At 61.3% G+C, this 16,088-nt stretch carries 13 protein-coding genes; 6 read left to right on the top strand and 7 right to left on the bottom strand.

Features of this window, described 5'->3' with window-relative positions:
* Positions 1 to 155: 155 nt before the first annotated feature.
* The 3 genes from dxs to ACQ4WO_RS22230 are packed head-to-tail and all read right to left on the bottom strand — an operon-like array spanning position 156 to position 3,184.
* A complete protein-coding gene (gene dxs / locus ACQ4WO_RS22220) occupies positions 156 to 2,024 on the bottom strand; it encodes a 1-deoxy-D-xylulose-5-phosphate synthase (RefSeq protein ID WP_436483278.1) in 1,869 nt (622 codons plus the stop codon).
* Positions 2,025 to 2,936: a polyprenyl synthetase family protein gene (locus ACQ4WO_RS22225; protein ID WP_436483279.1), complete on the bottom strand. Its 912-nt coding sequence runs from the start codon at positions 2,934 to 2,936 to the stop codon at positions 2,025 to 2,027.
* Positions 2,933 to 3,184 (bottom strand): exodeoxyribonuclease VII small subunit, encoded by a 252-nt coding sequence (locus ACQ4WO_RS22230; protein ID WP_046683420.1) that lies wholly within the window; start codon positions 3,182 to 3,184, stop codon positions 2,933 to 2,935. The genes ACQ4WO_RS22225 and ACQ4WO_RS22230 overlap by 4 nt, the downstream gene beginning before the upstream one ends.
* A 406-nt stretch (positions 3,185 to 3,590) precedes the next feature.
* Here ACQ4WO_RS22230 and ACQ4WO_RS22235 point away from each other — a divergent pair, with 406 nt between their 5' ends.
* From ACQ4WO_RS22235 to ACQ4WO_RS22245, 3 genes are read left to right on the top strand one after another with little or no spacing between them, the layout of a single operon-like run.
* On the top strand, positions 3,591 to 4,691 hold the full coding sequence (locus ACQ4WO_RS22235; RefSeq protein WP_436483280.1) for a putrescine 2-hydroxylase Put2H: 1,101 nt from the start codon (positions 3,591 to 3,593) through the stop codon (positions 4,689 to 4,691).
* A 59-nt stretch (positions 4,692 to 4,750) separates the two neighbouring features.
* On the top strand, positions 4,751 to 5,674 hold the full coding sequence (locus ACQ4WO_RS22240; RefSeq protein ID WP_436483281.1) for a DMT family transporter: 924 nt from the start codon (positions 4,751 to 4,753) through the stop codon (positions 5,672 to 5,674).
* Positions 5,675 to 5,687: 13 nt separating this feature from the next.
* The gene (locus ACQ4WO_RS22245) at positions 5,688 to 6,542 is read left to right on the top strand and encodes a sulfurtransferase (protein WP_436483282.1); all 855 of its coding nucleotides are present in this window, start codon (positions 5,688 to 5,690) and stop codon (positions 6,540 to 6,542) included.
* 45 nt (positions 6,543 to 6,587) lie between these two features.
* On the opposite strand, the gene ACQ4WO_RS22250 is transcribed toward ACQ4WO_RS22245, so the two are convergent.
* The 4 genes from ACQ4WO_RS22250 to polA form a co-directional block, all read right to left on the bottom strand.
* The gene (locus ACQ4WO_RS22250; RefSeq protein WP_436483283.1) at positions 6,588 to 8,324 is read right to left on the bottom strand and encodes an ABC-F family ATP-binding cassette domain-containing protein; all 1,737 of its coding nucleotides are present in this window, start codon (positions 8,322 to 8,324) and stop codon (positions 6,588 to 6,590) included.
* 263 nt (positions 8,325 to 8,587) lie between these two features.
* Complete coding sequence (locus ACQ4WO_RS22255; RefSeq protein WP_046683425.1) at positions 8,588 to 9,346, bottom strand: ZIP family metal transporter; 759 nt, start codon at positions 9,344 to 9,346, stop codon at positions 8,588 to 8,590.
* Positions 9,347 to 9,711: 365 nt separating this feature from the next.
* Positions 9,712 to 10,596 (bottom strand): dienelactone hydrolase family protein, encoded by an 885-nt coding sequence (locus ACQ4WO_RS22260; protein ID WP_436483284.1) that lies wholly within the window; start codon positions 10,594 to 10,596, stop codon positions 9,712 to 9,714.
* A 136-nt stretch (positions 10,597 to 10,732) separates the two neighbouring features.
* The gene (gene polA, locus ACQ4WO_RS22265; RefSeq protein WP_436483285.1) at positions 10,733 to 13,495 is read right to left on the bottom strand and encodes a DNA polymerase I; all 2,763 of its coding nucleotides are present in this window, start codon (positions 13,493 to 13,495) and stop codon (positions 10,733 to 10,735) included.
* A 292-nt stretch (positions 13,496 to 13,787) separates the two neighbouring features.
* On the opposite strand from polA, the gene ACQ4WO_RS22270 reads away from it, so the two are divergent.
* The 3 genes from ACQ4WO_RS22270 to ACQ4WO_RS22280 all read left to right on the top strand — a co-directional run bounded on the left by ACQ4WO_RS22270 (position 13,788) and on the right by ACQ4WO_RS22280 (position 16,017).
* On the top strand, positions 13,788 to 14,183 hold the full coding sequence (locus ACQ4WO_RS22270) for a hypothetical protein (RefSeq protein ID WP_046683428.1): 396 nt from the start codon (positions 13,788 to 13,790) through the stop codon (positions 14,181 to 14,183).
* Positions 14,184 to 14,266: 83 nt separating this feature from the next.
* Positions 14,267 to 15,223: a homoserine kinase gene (locus ACQ4WO_RS22275; RefSeq protein ID WP_436483286.1), complete on the top strand. Its 957-nt coding sequence runs from the start codon at positions 14,267 to 14,269 to the stop codon at positions 15,221 to 15,223.
* A gap of 2 nt (positions 15,224 to 15,225) precedes the next feature.
* Positions 15,226 to 16,017, top strand: a complete 792-nt coding sequence (locus ACQ4WO_RS22280; RefSeq protein WP_139091722.1) for a BPSS1780 family membrane protein — start codon at positions 15,226 to 15,228, stop codon at positions 16,015 to 16,017.
* Positions 16,018 to 16,088 lie beyond the last annotated feature (71 nt).

The following is a 16,088-nucleotide window of genomic DNA, read 5'->3' on the forward strand; positions in this document are numbered from 1 at the left end:
GCGGTGAAATTTCCTGAAATGCAAGTTGGACTTTGAAAGGGTATCAAAGCGTCATCGTAGCATTCCCCGGGGGAAAATGTTGCAGTGCAGCGTAAAATTCCTGCGGACGAAAAAAAAGCGGCACCGCAGTGCCGCTTTTCAGTATGCAGACAAACTTAGCTGACGACAGCCAGGCGCGGCTGGCTGCCGCCAAAGCGCTGCTCGATCGAGGCGGCGATGCCGGCGGCGTCCAGGCCCACGCTTTTCAGCAGTTGCACGGGGTCGCCATGGTCGATGAAGGTGTCGGGCAAGCCCAGCATCAGGATCGGCTTGACGATGGCCTCAAGAGCCAGCGCTTCGGCCACGGCCGAACCGGCGCCGCCCATGATGCAGCCCTCTTCCACCGTCACCAGGTAATCGTGTTCCGCGGCCAGCTGTTTCACCAGCGCCACGTCGAGCGGCTTGACGAAGCGCATGTTGGCCACCGTCGCGTCGAGCTTGTCGCCCGCCGCCACGCTCGGCGCCACCATCGAGCCGAAGGCCAGGATGGCGATGCGCTTGCCGTGGCGCTTGAGCTCGCCCTTGCCGATTTCAATGCTCGTCAGTTCCGGCACGATGGCCACGCCGGCACCGGCGCCGCGCGGATAGCGGATGGCGGCCGGGCCAGGATAATGGTAACCGGTGGTGAGCATTTGGCGGCATTCGTTTTCGTCCGACGCGGCCATGACGACCATGTTCGGGATGCAGCGCAGGAACGCCATGTCGTAGTTGCCCGCGTGCGTGGCGCCATCGGCGCCCACGAGGCCGGCGCGATCCAGCGCGAACGTCACGTCGAGGTTTTGCAGGGCCACGTCGTGGATCAATTGATCGTAGGCGCGTTGCAGGAAGGTGGAATAGATGGCCACGACGGGTTTCAAGCCTTCGCAAGCCAGGCCCGCACCGAAGGTCACGGAATGCTGCTCCGCGATGCCGACGTCAAAATAACGGTTGGGGAATTGCTGTTCGAACTTGACCATGCCCGAGCCTTCGCGCATGGCCGGCGTGATGCCCACCAGACGCTTGTCGTGCGCGGCCATGTCGCACAGCCAGTTGCCGAACACTTCCGTGTACGTCATTTTGCCCGGCGCCGTGGCCGGCTTGATGCCTTCCGCCGGATTGAATTTCGGCGTGCCGTGGTACAAAATCGGTTCCGCCTCGGCCAGCTTGTAGCCCTGGCCCTTCTTGGTCACCACGTGCAGGAATTGCGGACCCTTCAATTGCTTGATGTTTTGCAAGGTCGGGATCAGCGAATCGAGGTCGTGGCCATCGATGGGGCCGATGTAATTGAAACCGAATTCCTCGAACATGGTGGCGGGCACGACCATGCCTTTGGCGTGCTCTTCAAAGCGCTTCGCCAGTTCCAGCACGGGGCCGGGCAACACCGATTTGCCGACATTTTTCGCCGCCGCATAGAACTGGCCCGACATCAAGCGCGCCAGGTGGCGGTTCAGCGCGCCCACGGGCGGCGAGATCGACATGTCGTTATCGTTCAAAATCACCAGCAGGTTGACGTCTTCCTGCACGCCCGCGTTGTTCATCGCCTCGAACGCCATGCCGGCCGTCATCGAGCCGTCGCCGATCACGGCGATCGCGTGCAGCGGGTCGCCCTTGATCTTGGCGGCCTGCGCCATGCCCAAAGCGGCCGAGATCGACGTCGACGAGTGCGCCGTGCCGAAAGTGTCGTATTCGCTTTCGTCGCGCTTCGGGAAGCCGGAAATGCCATCCTTCTGGCGCAGCGTGTGCATGCGCTCGCGGCGGCCCGTGAGGATCTTGTGCGAATAGGTCTGGTGGCCCACGTCCCACACGATGCGGTCGTGCGGCGTATTGAACACGTAGTGCAGCGCGACGGTCAGCTCGACCGTACCCAGGTTGGACGACAGGTGGCCGCCCGTCTTGGAAACGGAATCGAGCAGGAAGCTGCGCAGTTCCTGGGCCAGCGGCACCAGTTGCGAGCGGGCCAGCTTGCGCACTTGCGCTGGTTCATTGATGGTTTCTAACAGTTTCATTTATGCCTTCCGCTGCACGACCAGGTCCGCCAGCTCGCGCAAACGGCGTGCCTTGTCCCCGAATGGCGCCAGCGCCGCATGGGCGTCGCACCGCAATTGTTCTGCCAGGGCTCTCGATGGTTCCAGCCCCAGTATCGATACGTAAGTCGGCTTGTTGGCGGCCGCATCCTTGCCTGCCGTCTTGCCCAGGGTGGCCGAATCGGCCGTGGCATCGAGTACGTCGTCGACCACCTGGAACGCCAGTCCGACGGCGCGCGCATACGCGTTCAGCGCCGTCATCTCGTCTGGCGTCAAGTCCTTGCCGGCCAGCGCGCCGAGGATCACGGCCGCACGCAGCAAGGCGCCCGTTTTGAGTTGATGCATCTGTTCCAGCTGCGGCAAGGTCAAGGCCAGGCCGACGCTGTCGAGATCGATCGCCTGCCCGCCGCACATGCCTGCCGAACCCGAGGCGTGCGCCAGCAGCTTGATCATGGCCATTTGCCGCGCCGGTGGAATGGCCGCGCCGTCGGCCAGCAGCATGAACGCCTGCGATTGCAGCGCGTCGCCGACCAGCAGGGCCGTCGCTTCATCGTAGGCGATGTGCACGGTGGGCTTGCCACGGCGCAAGGCATCGTCATCCATGCACGGCATATCGTCATGCACGAGCGAATACACGTGAATCATTTCCAGCGCGCAAGCTGCGCGCGCGAGGGTATCTTGATCGGCATCAAACAGTTCGCCTGCCGCCATCACCAGCAGCGGGCGCACGCGCTTGCCGCCACCCAACAGCGCATAGCGCATGGCCGCGTGCAGCTTGTGCGGCACCGCGTCCGCCGCCGGCAGGAACTGGTCGAGCCGGCTTTCCACGCCGGACTGGGTCGCTTGCATCCAGTCGCCGAAGGTGACGCCGTCTTGCGATATGCTGGCCATCATTGAGCGGCCTCGCCGGCATCCACGAACGGTTTCAACATGTCGCCTTCCAATACTTTCACCTGCGCTTCGACACTATCGAGCTGGGTAGCGCAATACTTGACCAGTTCCGAGCCGCGCTGATACGCCGCGACCGATGCTTCCAGCGGCAACTGGCCCGCTTCCATTTGCGTTACCAGCTGCGCCAGTTCCGCCATCGCCTCTTCAAACGAGGCCGGCGCTGCGGCAGCGGCAGTTAATTTCTTCGACATAGACTCAGATCTCTTCGTGGCACGAGGGGCTTGTAGGGAGACGCCGGGGACTCCCGGCCAGCATAGAAGCGTTATTTTAGAACAAACCACACTATTAAGTGAAAACTAAAGCGCAATCAGCGCGCTCAAAGTCAATAGCGTTGCCAGCTTGGCAGTGAATTTTAGCGCAATCGCCCCTCGCTACCGGGTATTGCGCGCCAAATGACAATGTTTCTCATTAAAGTAGCCTATTTACCGGGGGTTTTGGCAATGCCGAGGCCGATACGCGCTATAATCGCCGGTTCTGTCCGAAATACCGTTTCAACAAATTTGAATTCAGGTCTTTGCGGATTCTTTCTCTCTGTAGCGGTTGTCCAGGCAAGGGCTTGGGGCACTGCTGACCGTTGTACATTTATGGGGGGTTGGGATGTCCGATCTGGCTACTCACGCCAAGCTGGCGCGCTCAAACGCGCAACTTCCGGTCCACGTCTATTTTGACGAAACGCTGTTGCAGCGTGAAATGCAGCAATTGTTCCAAGCCGGCCCGCGCTATATCGGGCATGCGCTGATGGTGCCGGAAACCGGCGATTTTGCGACCCTGGCGTCTGAGAACGAGGGGCGCATGCTCGTGCGCAACGCCAACGGCATCGAAGTGCTGTCCAACGTGTGCCGCCACCGGCAGGCGCTGATGTACAACGGCCGCGGCAACGCGAACCATATCGTCTGCCCGCTGCACCGCTGGACATACGACCTCAAGGGCGAATTGATCGGCGCGCCGCATTTCCCCGAGACACCGTGCCTGAACCTGTCGAAAACGCCGCTGCAAAGCTGGAATGGCTTGCTGTTCGAGCAAAACGGCTACAACGTGATGGAAAAATTGAAAGATTTGTCCGTCTCGAAAGACCTCGATTTCTCCGGCTATATGTTCGACCACGTGGAAATCCACGAGTGCGACTACAACTGGAAGACTTTCATCGAAGTCTATCTGGAAGACTATCACGTCGAACCGTTCCACCCGGGCCTGGGCAGCTTCGTCAGCTGCGACGACCTGCGCTGGGAATTCGGCAAGGATTACAGCGTGCAAACGGTGGGCGTGCACCGCGGCTTGCAGCAGGCCGGTTCGCCTGCCTACAAGAAATGGCAGGAGCAGGTGCTGCAATTCCGTGGCGGTGAAGCGCCGCCGTATGGCGCCATCTGGCTGACCCTGTATCCGAACATCATGGTCGAATGGTATCCGCACGTGCTGGTCGTCTCGACTCTGTGGCCCGATGGTCCGCAAAAGACGCGCAACGTGGTGGAGTTCTATTATCCAGAAGAAATCGTGCTGTTCGAGCGCGACTTCGTCGAAGCGGAACGGGCTGCCTACATGGAAACCTGCGTCGAGGACGATGAAATCGCCCAGCGCATGGATGCCGGCCGCAAGGCCCTGATGGCCCGCGGCGTGAGCGAAGTGGGCCCTTACCAGTCGCCGATGGAAGACGGCATGCAGCATTTCCACGAGTGGTACCGCAATAATATCGCGCTGTAATTAGCAGAAGGGCCGCATTGCGCGGCCCTTTTTTTATCCTCTCATTTCCCGGGAATCCAATGCAATCGTTATGGATGCTGTTTGCCAGTTTCATGTTCGCCATCATGGGCGTGTGCGTCAAACTGGCGTCGGATATGTATTCGACGTCCGAAATCGTCATGTACCGCGGCATCATCGGCATGATCGTCATGAGCTGCACGATTTTGTACCAGGGCGGCAGCTTTAAAACCACGATGCCGGGCCAGCATCTGTGGCGCGGCGTGGTGGGCGTGATCGCCCTGTGGCTGTGGTTTTATGCGATCGCCATCCTGCCGCTGGCCACGGCCATGACCTTGAATTACATGGCGCCCATCTGGATCGCCGTGATCCTGCTGGCCGGCGGCTTCTGGAAAGGTACGAAACAGGTCGAGTGGCCGCTGGTGGCGGCCATTGCCATGAGCTTTGTCGGCGTGACCCTGCTGCTGCAACCGGTGTTCGAGACAGACCAGCTGGCCGGCGCCATCACGGCCTTGATTTCCGGCATGCTGTCGGCCCTCGCCTACTTGCAGGTGCGTAAACTGGGCTTGCTGGGCGAACCCGAATACCGCGTCGTGTTTTATTTCTCGGTCGTCAATTTCCTCGCTGGCGTGATCGGCCACGTGGCCAGCGCCGGCGGCGGCCCCGTCGTCTGGCATGCGCACACGAGCGCCTACGGCATCGGCTTGCTGGCCGCCATCGGCCTGTGTGCCACCATGGCACAGATGGCCATGACGCGCGCCTATCGTCTGGGCAAGACCCTCGTGGTTGCAAATCTGCAATACACGGGCATCGTCTTTTCCAGCTTCTGGGGCGTGGTGATCTTCGGCGACCTGTTCGACTGGCACGGCTGGACCGGCATCGGCATCATTCTCGCTTCGGGCATCGCGGCAACCTATTACAATACCCGCAACACGGCCCGTGGCGCGGCGATCGCGCGCACGGATCCGATTGCCAGCGAAGTGTAAAGGAGCGTTTCCGATGTACACCACCTTGATCCAGGCCAGCGAACTGGCCAGCCACCTAAACGACAGCAACTGGGTGATCCTCGATTGCCGCCACGACTTGCTCAACCCGGCAGCAGGCAGCGACGCGTTTGCCGCCGGACACATCCAGAACGCGCAGTTCGCCGATATCGATACGGCCCTGTCCGGCCCCAAGACGGCGCGCGGCGCGAATTTTACGGGACGCCATCCTTTGCCCGACCGCAACACCCTGCTGGCCACCTTGCGCGGCTGGGGCATCAATGACGACACGCAAGTGGTCGCCTACGATGGCCAGGGCGGCATGTTCGCCGCCCGCCTGTGGTGGCTGCTGCGCTGGCTCGGCCATCCTGCCGTCGCCGTGCTCGACGGCGGCCTGGCCGCTTGGCAAGCACAGGGTTTGCCGCTGGTCACGCCGGTAGCGCCCCGCCCTGTCGGTAATATCACGGAAAAAACCAGCCTGACGCGCACGGTCAGCGTGCAAGACGTCATCGCCAACCTGGAAACCCAGGCGTTGACCGTCATCGACGCGCGTGCGCCAGACCGCTATCGCGGCGAAAACGAAACTATCGACCCCGTGGGCGGCCACATCTCCAGCGCGAAAAACCGTTTCTTCAAAGATAATTTACAAGCGGACGGCCGTTTCAAGAGCGCCGAGGAACTGCAGCGCGACTTCAGCGCATTGATAGATTCACCGCAAGCGGCCATCCTGCAGTGCGGCTCCGGCGTGACGGCTTGCCACAACTTGCTGGCCCTGGAAGTGGCAGGCTTGCCTGGCGCGGCCCTGTATCCGGGTTCGTGGAGCGAATGGTGCGCCGATCCGGCGCGGCCTGTAGCGACGGGCACTGAATAAAAAAATGGCGGACCAACTGGTCCGTCATTTTTTGCCAGTGGATAACTACGACGTTATCCCGAGCGCCTGATTCAAGCGTCCCAGTTCCGCCAGCCACGCCTGCTGGCTGGCCGGCTTCTGGTGGCGCGGCTTGCGGGAAAGGTCTTCCGCCAGCAATTGCTCCAGTTCGCACAAGCGTTCCAGCTGCACGTCGACATCTTCCAGTACCGCAGATGCATGTTCCACGCGCGGCGCGGGCGTCAACGCCTGACCATCTTCCACACTGAGCCGTGCATACGCGCTGGCAGCATCGGGCCACTCTTCCAACTGGCCATCGGCCACCACCCAAAAACGGTTGCAAGCCGTCTCGATCAAGTCGCGGTCATGCGATACCAATAAACAGCCACCCGCAAAGCCGCGCAAGGCTTGTCCCAGTTCCGCCTTGCCCTGCATGTCCAGGTGGTTGCTGGGCTCGTCCAGCAGCAGCAAGTGGTAACTGGCCAGCGACAACCCCAGGAACAGCAGCCGCGCCCGCTCGCCGCCGCTCAGGGTCGCCACCGTCTGGCCATGGCGCGCATAGGGAAAACCTGCCGAGATCAAGGCCTGCTTGCGCGCCACCTGGCTGCGCGCGGCCTCGTTCTGCACGGCAAACGGATACAGCGCGTCAGGCAGGTCGGCATCGTCAGCCAGTTGCTTGAGCGACTGGTCGTAGTAACCGATGTTGGCGGCGTGGTGGTAGCGCAGGTCGCTGCGTTCCTCCTGCGCCTGTATCACTTGCCAGCACAGGCGCAGCAGGGACGACTTGCCGCTGCCGTTGGCGCCCAGCAAGGCGATGCGGTCGCCCGGTTTCAGCCACAGCTGGCCGACGTGGAACAGCAGGGGCGAGGCAGGCACGGCGCGCACGTCCAGGCCATCAAGCGCCAGCAGCTGGTCGGCCGCCAGCGCCTTGCCGCGCAAGCTCAAGCGCCAGGGCGCGCCCTCGCTGACGAACGACTGTTCGTCCTGCAGCTTGTCGATGCGCCGCTGCATGCTTTTGGCCTTGCGCGCCATGCCGACGTTATCGTAGACCTTGCCCCACAGGGCCAGGCGGGTGCTGCTGACGGCCAGGCGGTCGATTTCCTTCTGTTCGGCCGCATGCCGGGCGGCAGCGGCAAGATCTGCTTCGGCCAGCGCCGCCAGCGCGGGACCGCACGGCAAGTCGAAGTCGTAGAGGCGGCTATCGCGCAAGATCCAGCTGCGCGTGGCAACGTTGTCGAGCAGGCGCTGGTCGTGCGAGACGAGGATGAAGGCGCCGCGCCAGGCCAGCAGGAATTGCTCGAGCCACAGCAGCGACGGCAAGTCCAGGTGATTGCTCGGTTCATCGAGCAGCAGCACGTTCGGCTCCTGCAGCAGGGCGCGCCCCAGCAATAACCTCGTGTGCTGGCCGCCGGATAAAGAATGCACGGGCACTTGCGCCGTTTCCTGGTCGAAGCCCAGTTCGGCCAGCAGGCTGTCGACCCGCCAATGCAGCTCGGGCTGGTCCAGCACGGGCGCCAGCAAGGCGTCGTACAGGCTCAGGCTGGCAAGTTCGGCTGGCAAATGCTGCTCCACGTGCTGCAAGCGGCAGGCACGGGCGTAATGAATGGTGCCGGACGAGGCTTCCCGCGTGCCGCTGAGCAGACCCAGCAAGGTGGATTTTCCGCAGCCATTGTGGCCGATCAGGCCAATGCGGTCGCCCTGGCGCAAGGTAAAGGCGAGTTCGTTGAACAGGAAACCGTCGTGGGTATCCAGCTGTAAAGCTTGTGTCGAGATAAGGGTAGTCATGGCTCTTGTCTTTGTTCGGGATGCAAGCATCCGCGTTAACAGGAGCGCTAACGACAACGGAGTACCAGGAAAGGACTCGTCTAGGAGGGTAACTTTGCTCTGGCCAAGTTATCGCAGCGCGATAGAACGTGGGCAAGAGCGGACAAATGCGCTTAAAGAGCGTGCGCGCCACAAGGCGAGCAACAAGTTTTCTTCCATTATATTTTCCTCCTTTCTGTGCAAGTTAGTCAGAAAGGCAATACTACACCCGCACAGTCAGTACATCAACCGCCGTGGCGCTTATGCGTCAGGAACAGCACGATGCACACGCCCAGCGCGATCAGGAGCACTTGCGGAATGGTTTCGCGCAAGGTGGCGCGGCGCTGCATCTGCGGCATCAGATCGCTCAAGGCAATGTAGATGAAGCCGGACGAGGCGAACACGAGCACGTAAGGAATCAGATTGCTGGCGCGGTCCAGGGTGAAATAGCCGAGCAGGCCGCCCGCCACCGCCATCAGGCTGCACAGCAGGTTGAAGATGTAGGCGCGCAGGCGCGAGAAGCCGGCGTTGAGCAGCACGATGAAGTCGCCGATTTCCTGCGGGATTTCATGCGCGATGATGGCCAGGCCCGTCACCAGGCCCAGCTTCGGGTCGGCCAGGAAGGCGGCCGCGATCAGGATGCCGTCCGTAAAATTGTGCATGCCGTCGCCGACGAGAATCATCCAGCCGGCCTTGCCCGCCTCGTGCTTGTCGTGGCCGTGCGCATGGTGGTGGCCATCGCCTTCGTGGTGGTGCGAATGGCGCAGGATGGCGAATTTTTCCAGCATGAAAAAGGCCAGCAAGCCCGCCAGCAGGGTGGCGAACAGGGTGCGCGGGTCCGCCTGCGATTCGAACGCTTCGGGCAAGGCGTGCAGCAGGGACGTCGACAACATGATGCCGACGGACAAGCTGACCATGCGCTCGACCACTTTGGACAGGAATGCAAACGAAAAGATCGCCGCCGCGGTAATGCTCAACACGCCCGCGATCGTGGTCGCGAGCAAAATGGATATAAGGACGGGATCGATGATTTTCTTACCTCAAAATGGCGCCGGGTCACTGGCGCCCGCGATGCTGGCGTCTGGCCTGATGAATGCATTGTTATCTATTGTTTAATTTTTTGCGCGTTTGGCGGCAGCGTCGCGCGATGAAGATGCAATTGTACTGCATTGGCGCGCAGCGGGCATTTTACAGCCCGGTGCGCCTTTCGCGTTAACTTCTGGGAAATTTAACTGTTCTCATGCTTTCGACGTCGGATAAAACCGTCGCGAGCGGCAGCGAATTGTGGCCGAGAAGCGGAACTGTACTGAAATACAGTGAGCATCGCAGGCCGCAAGTCGCAACGCGCAGCAGGTTTAATCAGACGTCGTCACGCCACGCCGTGGCTCTTGAACCAGGCCAGACAACGCGCATAGCCGTCTTTCGCATCGGCCGCCACATAGCTGGGGCGGTAATCGGCATTGAAGGCATGTCCCGCATCGGGGTACACGACGAATTCCGACTTGTTGCCGCCCTTGGCCAGCGCGTCCTTCATCTTCGCGATCGATTCCTGGCTGATGCCCGTATCCTTGCCGCCATACAAGCCCAGCACGGGGACCTTCAAGGTGGCGGCGATATCGATGGGGTTGCTTGGCTGCAATGGATTGGGCTCGCCCACGAGGCGGCCATACCAGGCCACGCCCGCCTTGACGGCCGGATTGTGCGCCGCGTACAGCCACGTGATGCGCCCGCCCCAGCAGAAACCCGTAATGCCCAGTCGGCTCGTGTCGCCGCCATTCTGTTTCGCCCACGCCACAACGGCGTCGAGGTCCGTCATCACCTGCGCGTCCGGCGTCTTGGCGATGATGCCTTTCATCAATTCAGGAATGCTGCCCACCTTGGTGGGGTCGCCCTGGCGCACGAACAAATCGGGCGCCAGCGCCAGATAACCTTGCTTGGCGAAACGGCGCGCCATGTCGGCAATATGTTCATGCACGCCAAAGATTTCCGAAATGACCAGTACCACGGGCAAACCCGTTTTACCCTCCGGCTGGGCCGCGTACACGGGCACGGCCTGGCCATCGACCATCACCGACATGCTGCCCGTGACGAGCCCGGCGGAATCCGTCTTGACGACGTTTTGCGCCGCCACGGGCAGCACGGCCACGGCAAAGCCCGTTCCCAGCGCCACCTTCAGGAAACCACGCCGGCCGTCCGGCCCGGACAAGCTGCTCTGGCCCAGCAAACTTTCACAATCGGTGATCATGTCGCTCATGCATTCCTCCTGAATGTATTGCCTTTGGAAATGTCGGCTTACGCTGCGCTAAGCCGGCCTACGGTCACTGCTCGTCACTCTTGATCGGCACGTAGGTCGGCTTAGCGGGGCATGTCCCGCGTAAGCCGACACCGCATCAGTGCGCTTCGTCCCAATTTTTACCGATGCCGACTTCCGCCGTCAGCGGCACCTTCAGCGCGGCCACGCTGGCCATCAGTTCCGGCAGCTTGCGCTTGACCAGTTCGAGCTCGGCGTCCGGCACTTCCAGCACCAGTTCATCGTGCACCTGCATGATCATCTTCGTCTGCAAGTTGTCCGTTTCCAGCCAGCCTTGTACGGCGATCATGGCCAGCTTGATCAGGTCGGCGGCCGTGCCCTGCATCGGCGCATTGATCGCCGCCCGTTCCGCGCCCTGGCGGCGCGGGCCGTTAGGCGAGTTGATTTCCGGCAGCCACAAACGGCGGCCGAACACGGTTTCCACGTAGCCGCGCGCCTTCGCTTGCTGGCGCGTGTCTTCCATGTACTGTTTCACGCCGGAGAAGCGGGCAAAGTAGCGGTCGATATAGCTTTGCGCGGCCGTGCGGTCCACGCCCAAGTTACCGGCCAGGCCGAACGCGCTCATGCCGTAGATCAGGCCGAAGTTGATGACCTTGGCGTAGCGGCGCTGCTCGCTTTGCACTTCCGCGGCAGGCACGCCAAAGATCTCGGCCGCCGTGGCGCGGTGAATGTCGATGCCGTCGGCAAACGCGCGCAACATGGCTTCGTCGCCCGAGATATGCGCCATGATGCGCAATTCGATCTGCGAATAGTCGGCCGAGACGATGTGGCTGCCTGGCGGCGCAATGAAGGCTTCGCGGATGCGGCGGCCTTCCGCGCTGCGGATGGGAATATTCTGCAAGTTCGGGTCGTTCGACGCCAATCGCCCCGTCACGGCCACGGCTTGCGCATAATTCGTATGCACGCGGCCCGTCGTAACGTTGATCATCTTCGGCAATTTGTCCGTGTAGGTCGACTTCAGCTTGGCCATGCCGCGGTATTCGAGCAGCACTTTGGGCAATGGATAATCCTCGGCCAGCTTTTGCAAGACTTCTTCATCCGTCGAAGGCGCGCCCGTCGGGGTTTTCTTGACCACCGGCAGTTTCAGCTTCTCGAAGAAAATCTCGCCGATCTGCTTGGGCGAACCGAGGTTGAACGGCTGCTCGGCCAGTTCATACGCCTTCTTTTCCAGTTCGAGGATTTTCACGGCCAACTCGGCCGACTGGATGTTGAGCAATTCATCATCGATCAGCACGCCGTTGCGCTCGATCTTTTGCAAGACCACGGCCGTCGGCATCTCGATCTTTTCATAGATGAAGGTCAGCTTGTCATCGCCCGCCACGTTGCCCCACATGGCATTGTGCAAACGCAAGGTGACGTCGGCATCTTCGGCCGCGTATTTCGCCGCCTGCTCCACTTCCACCTGGTTGAAGGTGATTTGCTTGGCGCCCTTGCCGCACACGTCCTCGAACGGGATCGTCGTGTAGTTCAAGTGGCGCAAGGCCAGGCTGTCCATGTCGTGCTTCTTGTGCGATTCGAACACATACGATTCGAGCAAAGTATCGTGGGCGATGCCGCGCAGGGTCACGCCATGGTTGGCGAAGATGTGGCTGTCGTACTTGAGGTTCTGCCCCAGCTTGGGCTTGTTTGCATCTTCCAGCCACGGGCGCAGTTTCGCCAGCACGTGTTCGCGCGTCAACTGTTCCGGCGCGCCCGCGTAATCGTGGGCCAGCGGGATGTAGCAAGCGGCATGTTCGGCCACCGACAGGGAAATGCCGACCATCTGCGCCGTCATCGGTTCCAGCGACGTGGTTTCCGTGTCAACAGCCGTCAAGGGCGCCGCATCGATCAGCGCGATCCATTTATCGAGCTGCTCATCCGTCAGCACGGTTTCATACACGGCCTCGACTGCTGGCGCGGCATCGGCGAACATGTCGCCCGTCGTATTCGCGATGGCGGCACCGGCAACTGTCGGTGCGCCAACGGGAGACATCGGCGGCGGCGTGGCGCCCAGTTCGCGCAGCAGGGCCTTGAAGCCGTAGCGGTTGAAGAAGGCCAGCAGCGCTTCCTTGTCTTCGTGTTTCGCCACCAGCGAGTCGGCGATCGTCGTCATGTGCCCGGACAAATCGCAATCGGTCTTGACGGTGATCAAGGCGCGCGCCTGCGGCAGCCATGGCAGGGCCGTGCGCAGGTTTTCCCCCACGGCGCCGCCCACACTGGCCGCGTTTTCCATCACGCCTTCCAGGCTGTCGTACAAGGTCAGCCATTTGACGGCCGTCTTCGGACCGCATTTCGATACGCCGGGCACGTTGTCGACCGTATCGCCGATCAGCGACAGATAATCGATGATGCGGTTCGGCGGCACGCCGAATTTGACCAGCACGGCCGCTTCGTCGAGCTTTTCATTGCTCATGGTATTGATCAGGGTCACCTGGCTGTTGACCAGCTGCGCCAGATCCTTGTCGCCAGTCGACACCACCACGTTCATGCCGGCCGCTGCCGCCTGCACGGCCAGGGTACCGATCACGTCGTCCGCTTCCACGCCGTCGACCATCAAAATAGGCCAGCCCATGGCGCGCACGGCTTCGTGGATCGGTTCGATCTGCAAGCGCAGGTCGTCCGGCATCGAGGCGCGCGTGGCCTTGTACTCGGGATACATGTCATCGCGGAAAGTTTTCCCTTTGGCATCGAACACGCAGGCGATGTAGGCGGCCGGGTAATCGGCGCGCAAACGGCGCAGCATGTTGACCATGCCGTGCATGGCGCCCGTGGGATAGCCGTCCGGGCTGCGCAAGTCGGGCAGCGCATGGAAGGCACGATAAAGGTAACTGGAACCGTCGACTAACAGCAGGGTGTTTTGCATAATGCCAATAAAATAAGGTGAGCCGCGCCAGCCGGGAAGAAACAGCGGCGGACGGGCGAAATATCGCACAATTATCGCAGAGTTTAGGGCCGCGCCACCGGCCGCAACGCGTGCCGTTCCTGGCGTTTTTAGCACGCTGGCGGCCCCGTGCGGGCGTGCGGGCTGCCGTTGCCAGCCATTTCGGCACATTTAAACAGCATTGCCTACCAGTTTGTTACAATGCCTTATAGATAAATTGACGGCATTACACCACTGCACGCGCTGCAGCCCCACACATGGAAGCGAACCCATCATGATGCGTACATCGACACTCTGGACATTCCTCGCCCTGCCCCTGCTGGCATGTTCAGCCATTGCCAGCGCCCAGACGCCGGCCAAACCGAGCGACGCGCCACCCCAGCTCGAACGTATCGAGGAAATGGGCGAAGCACCGATCACCGTGGCGCCAGCGGCGGCCAAGCAGCAAATTACCGAAAAACGCGAAGCGGGCGTGACGTCCGAAGTCAAAGTCACGAGCGGCGGCAGCACCTATTACATGAAGCCGGCCGCTGGCGGCGACCAGGCCCACAACGGCGCCCTGCGCGGCCCGCAATGGAAAGTGCTGGAATTCGACCTGGGCAAGAAGAAACAGAAACAACGCGACGAAGAGGCAGCGGACGCCCCAGCACCGCCCGCACCAGCGAAGTAAGCAGCCACTCTCTTCTGCCCTGCCCCGGTCATCTGCGGGGCAGCCGGCTTTTTTTGACCTTTTAGACCATTCCCCTCTTTCCCATGGCAGTTTTTACCGCGCTACACCTGGACGATATCGACCAGTGGATCACGCAGTTTCCACTCGGCAAACCTCTGGCGCTCAAGGGCATCGCATCCGGCATCGAAAACAGCAATTTCTTCCTGAGCACGGAGCGCGGCGAGTACGTGCTGACGATCTTTGAAAACCTCAGCTTCGAGCAATTGCCGTTCTATCTGCAACTGATGCGCCATTTGGCGGACCGGGGCGTGCTGGTGCCGGCACCGATCGCCAATGCGGACGGCGAACTGGTGACGGCTCTGCAAGGCAAGCCGGCCGCCATCGTCAGCAAACTCGACGGCAGCTCGCAGATGGCGCCGCAAGCCGTGCATTGCGCGGCCGTCGGCGCCATGCTGGCCAAGATGCATCTGGCGGCGCAGGACTTCCCCCTGCAGCAGCCGAATTTGCGGGGACTGGACTGGTGGAACGCCACCACGCCTTTGGTCTTGCACCACCTCGACGATGCCAAAGCGCACTTGCTGCGCGCGGAAATTCATTTCCAGGACGCCTTTGCTGCCTGCGATACCTATAAAGCCATCCCGCGCGGTCCCGTGCATGCCGACTTATTCCGCAACAACGTCATGTTTGACGGCGAACAACTGACAGGCTTTTTTGACTTTTATTTTGCTGGCTGCGACACCTGGCTGTTCGACGTGGCCGTCACCGTCAACGACTGGTGCGTGGACCTGGCCACGGGCGTGCTCGACACGGCAAGAGTGCGCGCCCTGCTCGACGCCTACCAGGCCGTGCGCCCGTTTACGCACGAAGAACAAACGGCATGGCAACCGATGCTGCGCGCCGCCGCGCTGCGCTTCTGGCTGTCGCGCCTGTACGATTATTACCAGCCGCGCGAAGCGGAAATGCTGACCCCGCACGATCCCACGCATTTCGAACGCATTCTGCGCGAACGTATCGCCACACCTGCTCCGGAACTGTTTTAAATATGGAAAAATTACCTGCAAGTACAGGTTGGCAATGGGTGAAACAAGGCTTTGGCCTGTTTCGCAAGCAACCTGGCGGCATGTCGATGCTGTTTCTCGGCTATATGTTCTGCATGCTGGCCGTCAGCATCGTGCCCGTGCTCGGCCAATTGCTGCCCGTCATCCTGGTCCCCGTGTTTTCCGTCGCCTTCGTGCAAGGCTGCCTGAATATCGACCAGGGCAAGCGCGTCCTGCCCAGCCTGCTGATCTCGGGCTTCCGCAAACCTGCTTTTCCTTCCCTGTTCGGCCTGGGCGTGCTGTACATCCTGATGGCCATCGTCGCCATCGGCGCCTCGACCCTGGTGGACGATGGCTTGCTGTGGAAACTGGTCACAGGGCAACTGACGGAAGAAGCGGCGCGCGCCGCCATCCCCGAATCGCGCCTGGGCCTCGGCATCCTGCTGGCCATCGTGCTGTACGTGCCGGCCGCCATGGCCTTCTGCTTTGCCGCACCGCTGATCTACTGGCAACGCATCAGCCTGGGCAAGGCGCTGTTCTTCAGCTTTTTCGCCGTCTGGCGTTCGCTGTCGGCCTTCATCGTCTTCGCCGCCACCTGGTTCGCCATCAGCATCGTCACCAGCCAGTTGCTGGCCGTCATCTTTGGCCGCACGCAGCTGATGATGCAACTGATGATGCCGCTGTCGATGATCTTGACCATCATCATGCATTGCTCGTTCTATGCAGCCTACCGCCAGATCTTCGGCCTGCCCGTCGATGACAGCAAGACGGTATCGCTGGACAAGACCGGCGAGTGATCGCCAGACACCGGTCGGCCGCGTAATCCGACGCTGCGAGGCCGACAATGGTGTCGGATTACGCTTCGTTA

The sequence above is a fragment of the Janthinobacterium aestuarii genome, from assembly GCF_051380835.1.
Taxonomy (GTDB): Bacteria; Pseudomonadota; Gammaproteobacteria; order Burkholderiales; family Burkholderiaceae_D; genus Janthinobacterium; species Janthinobacterium aestuarii.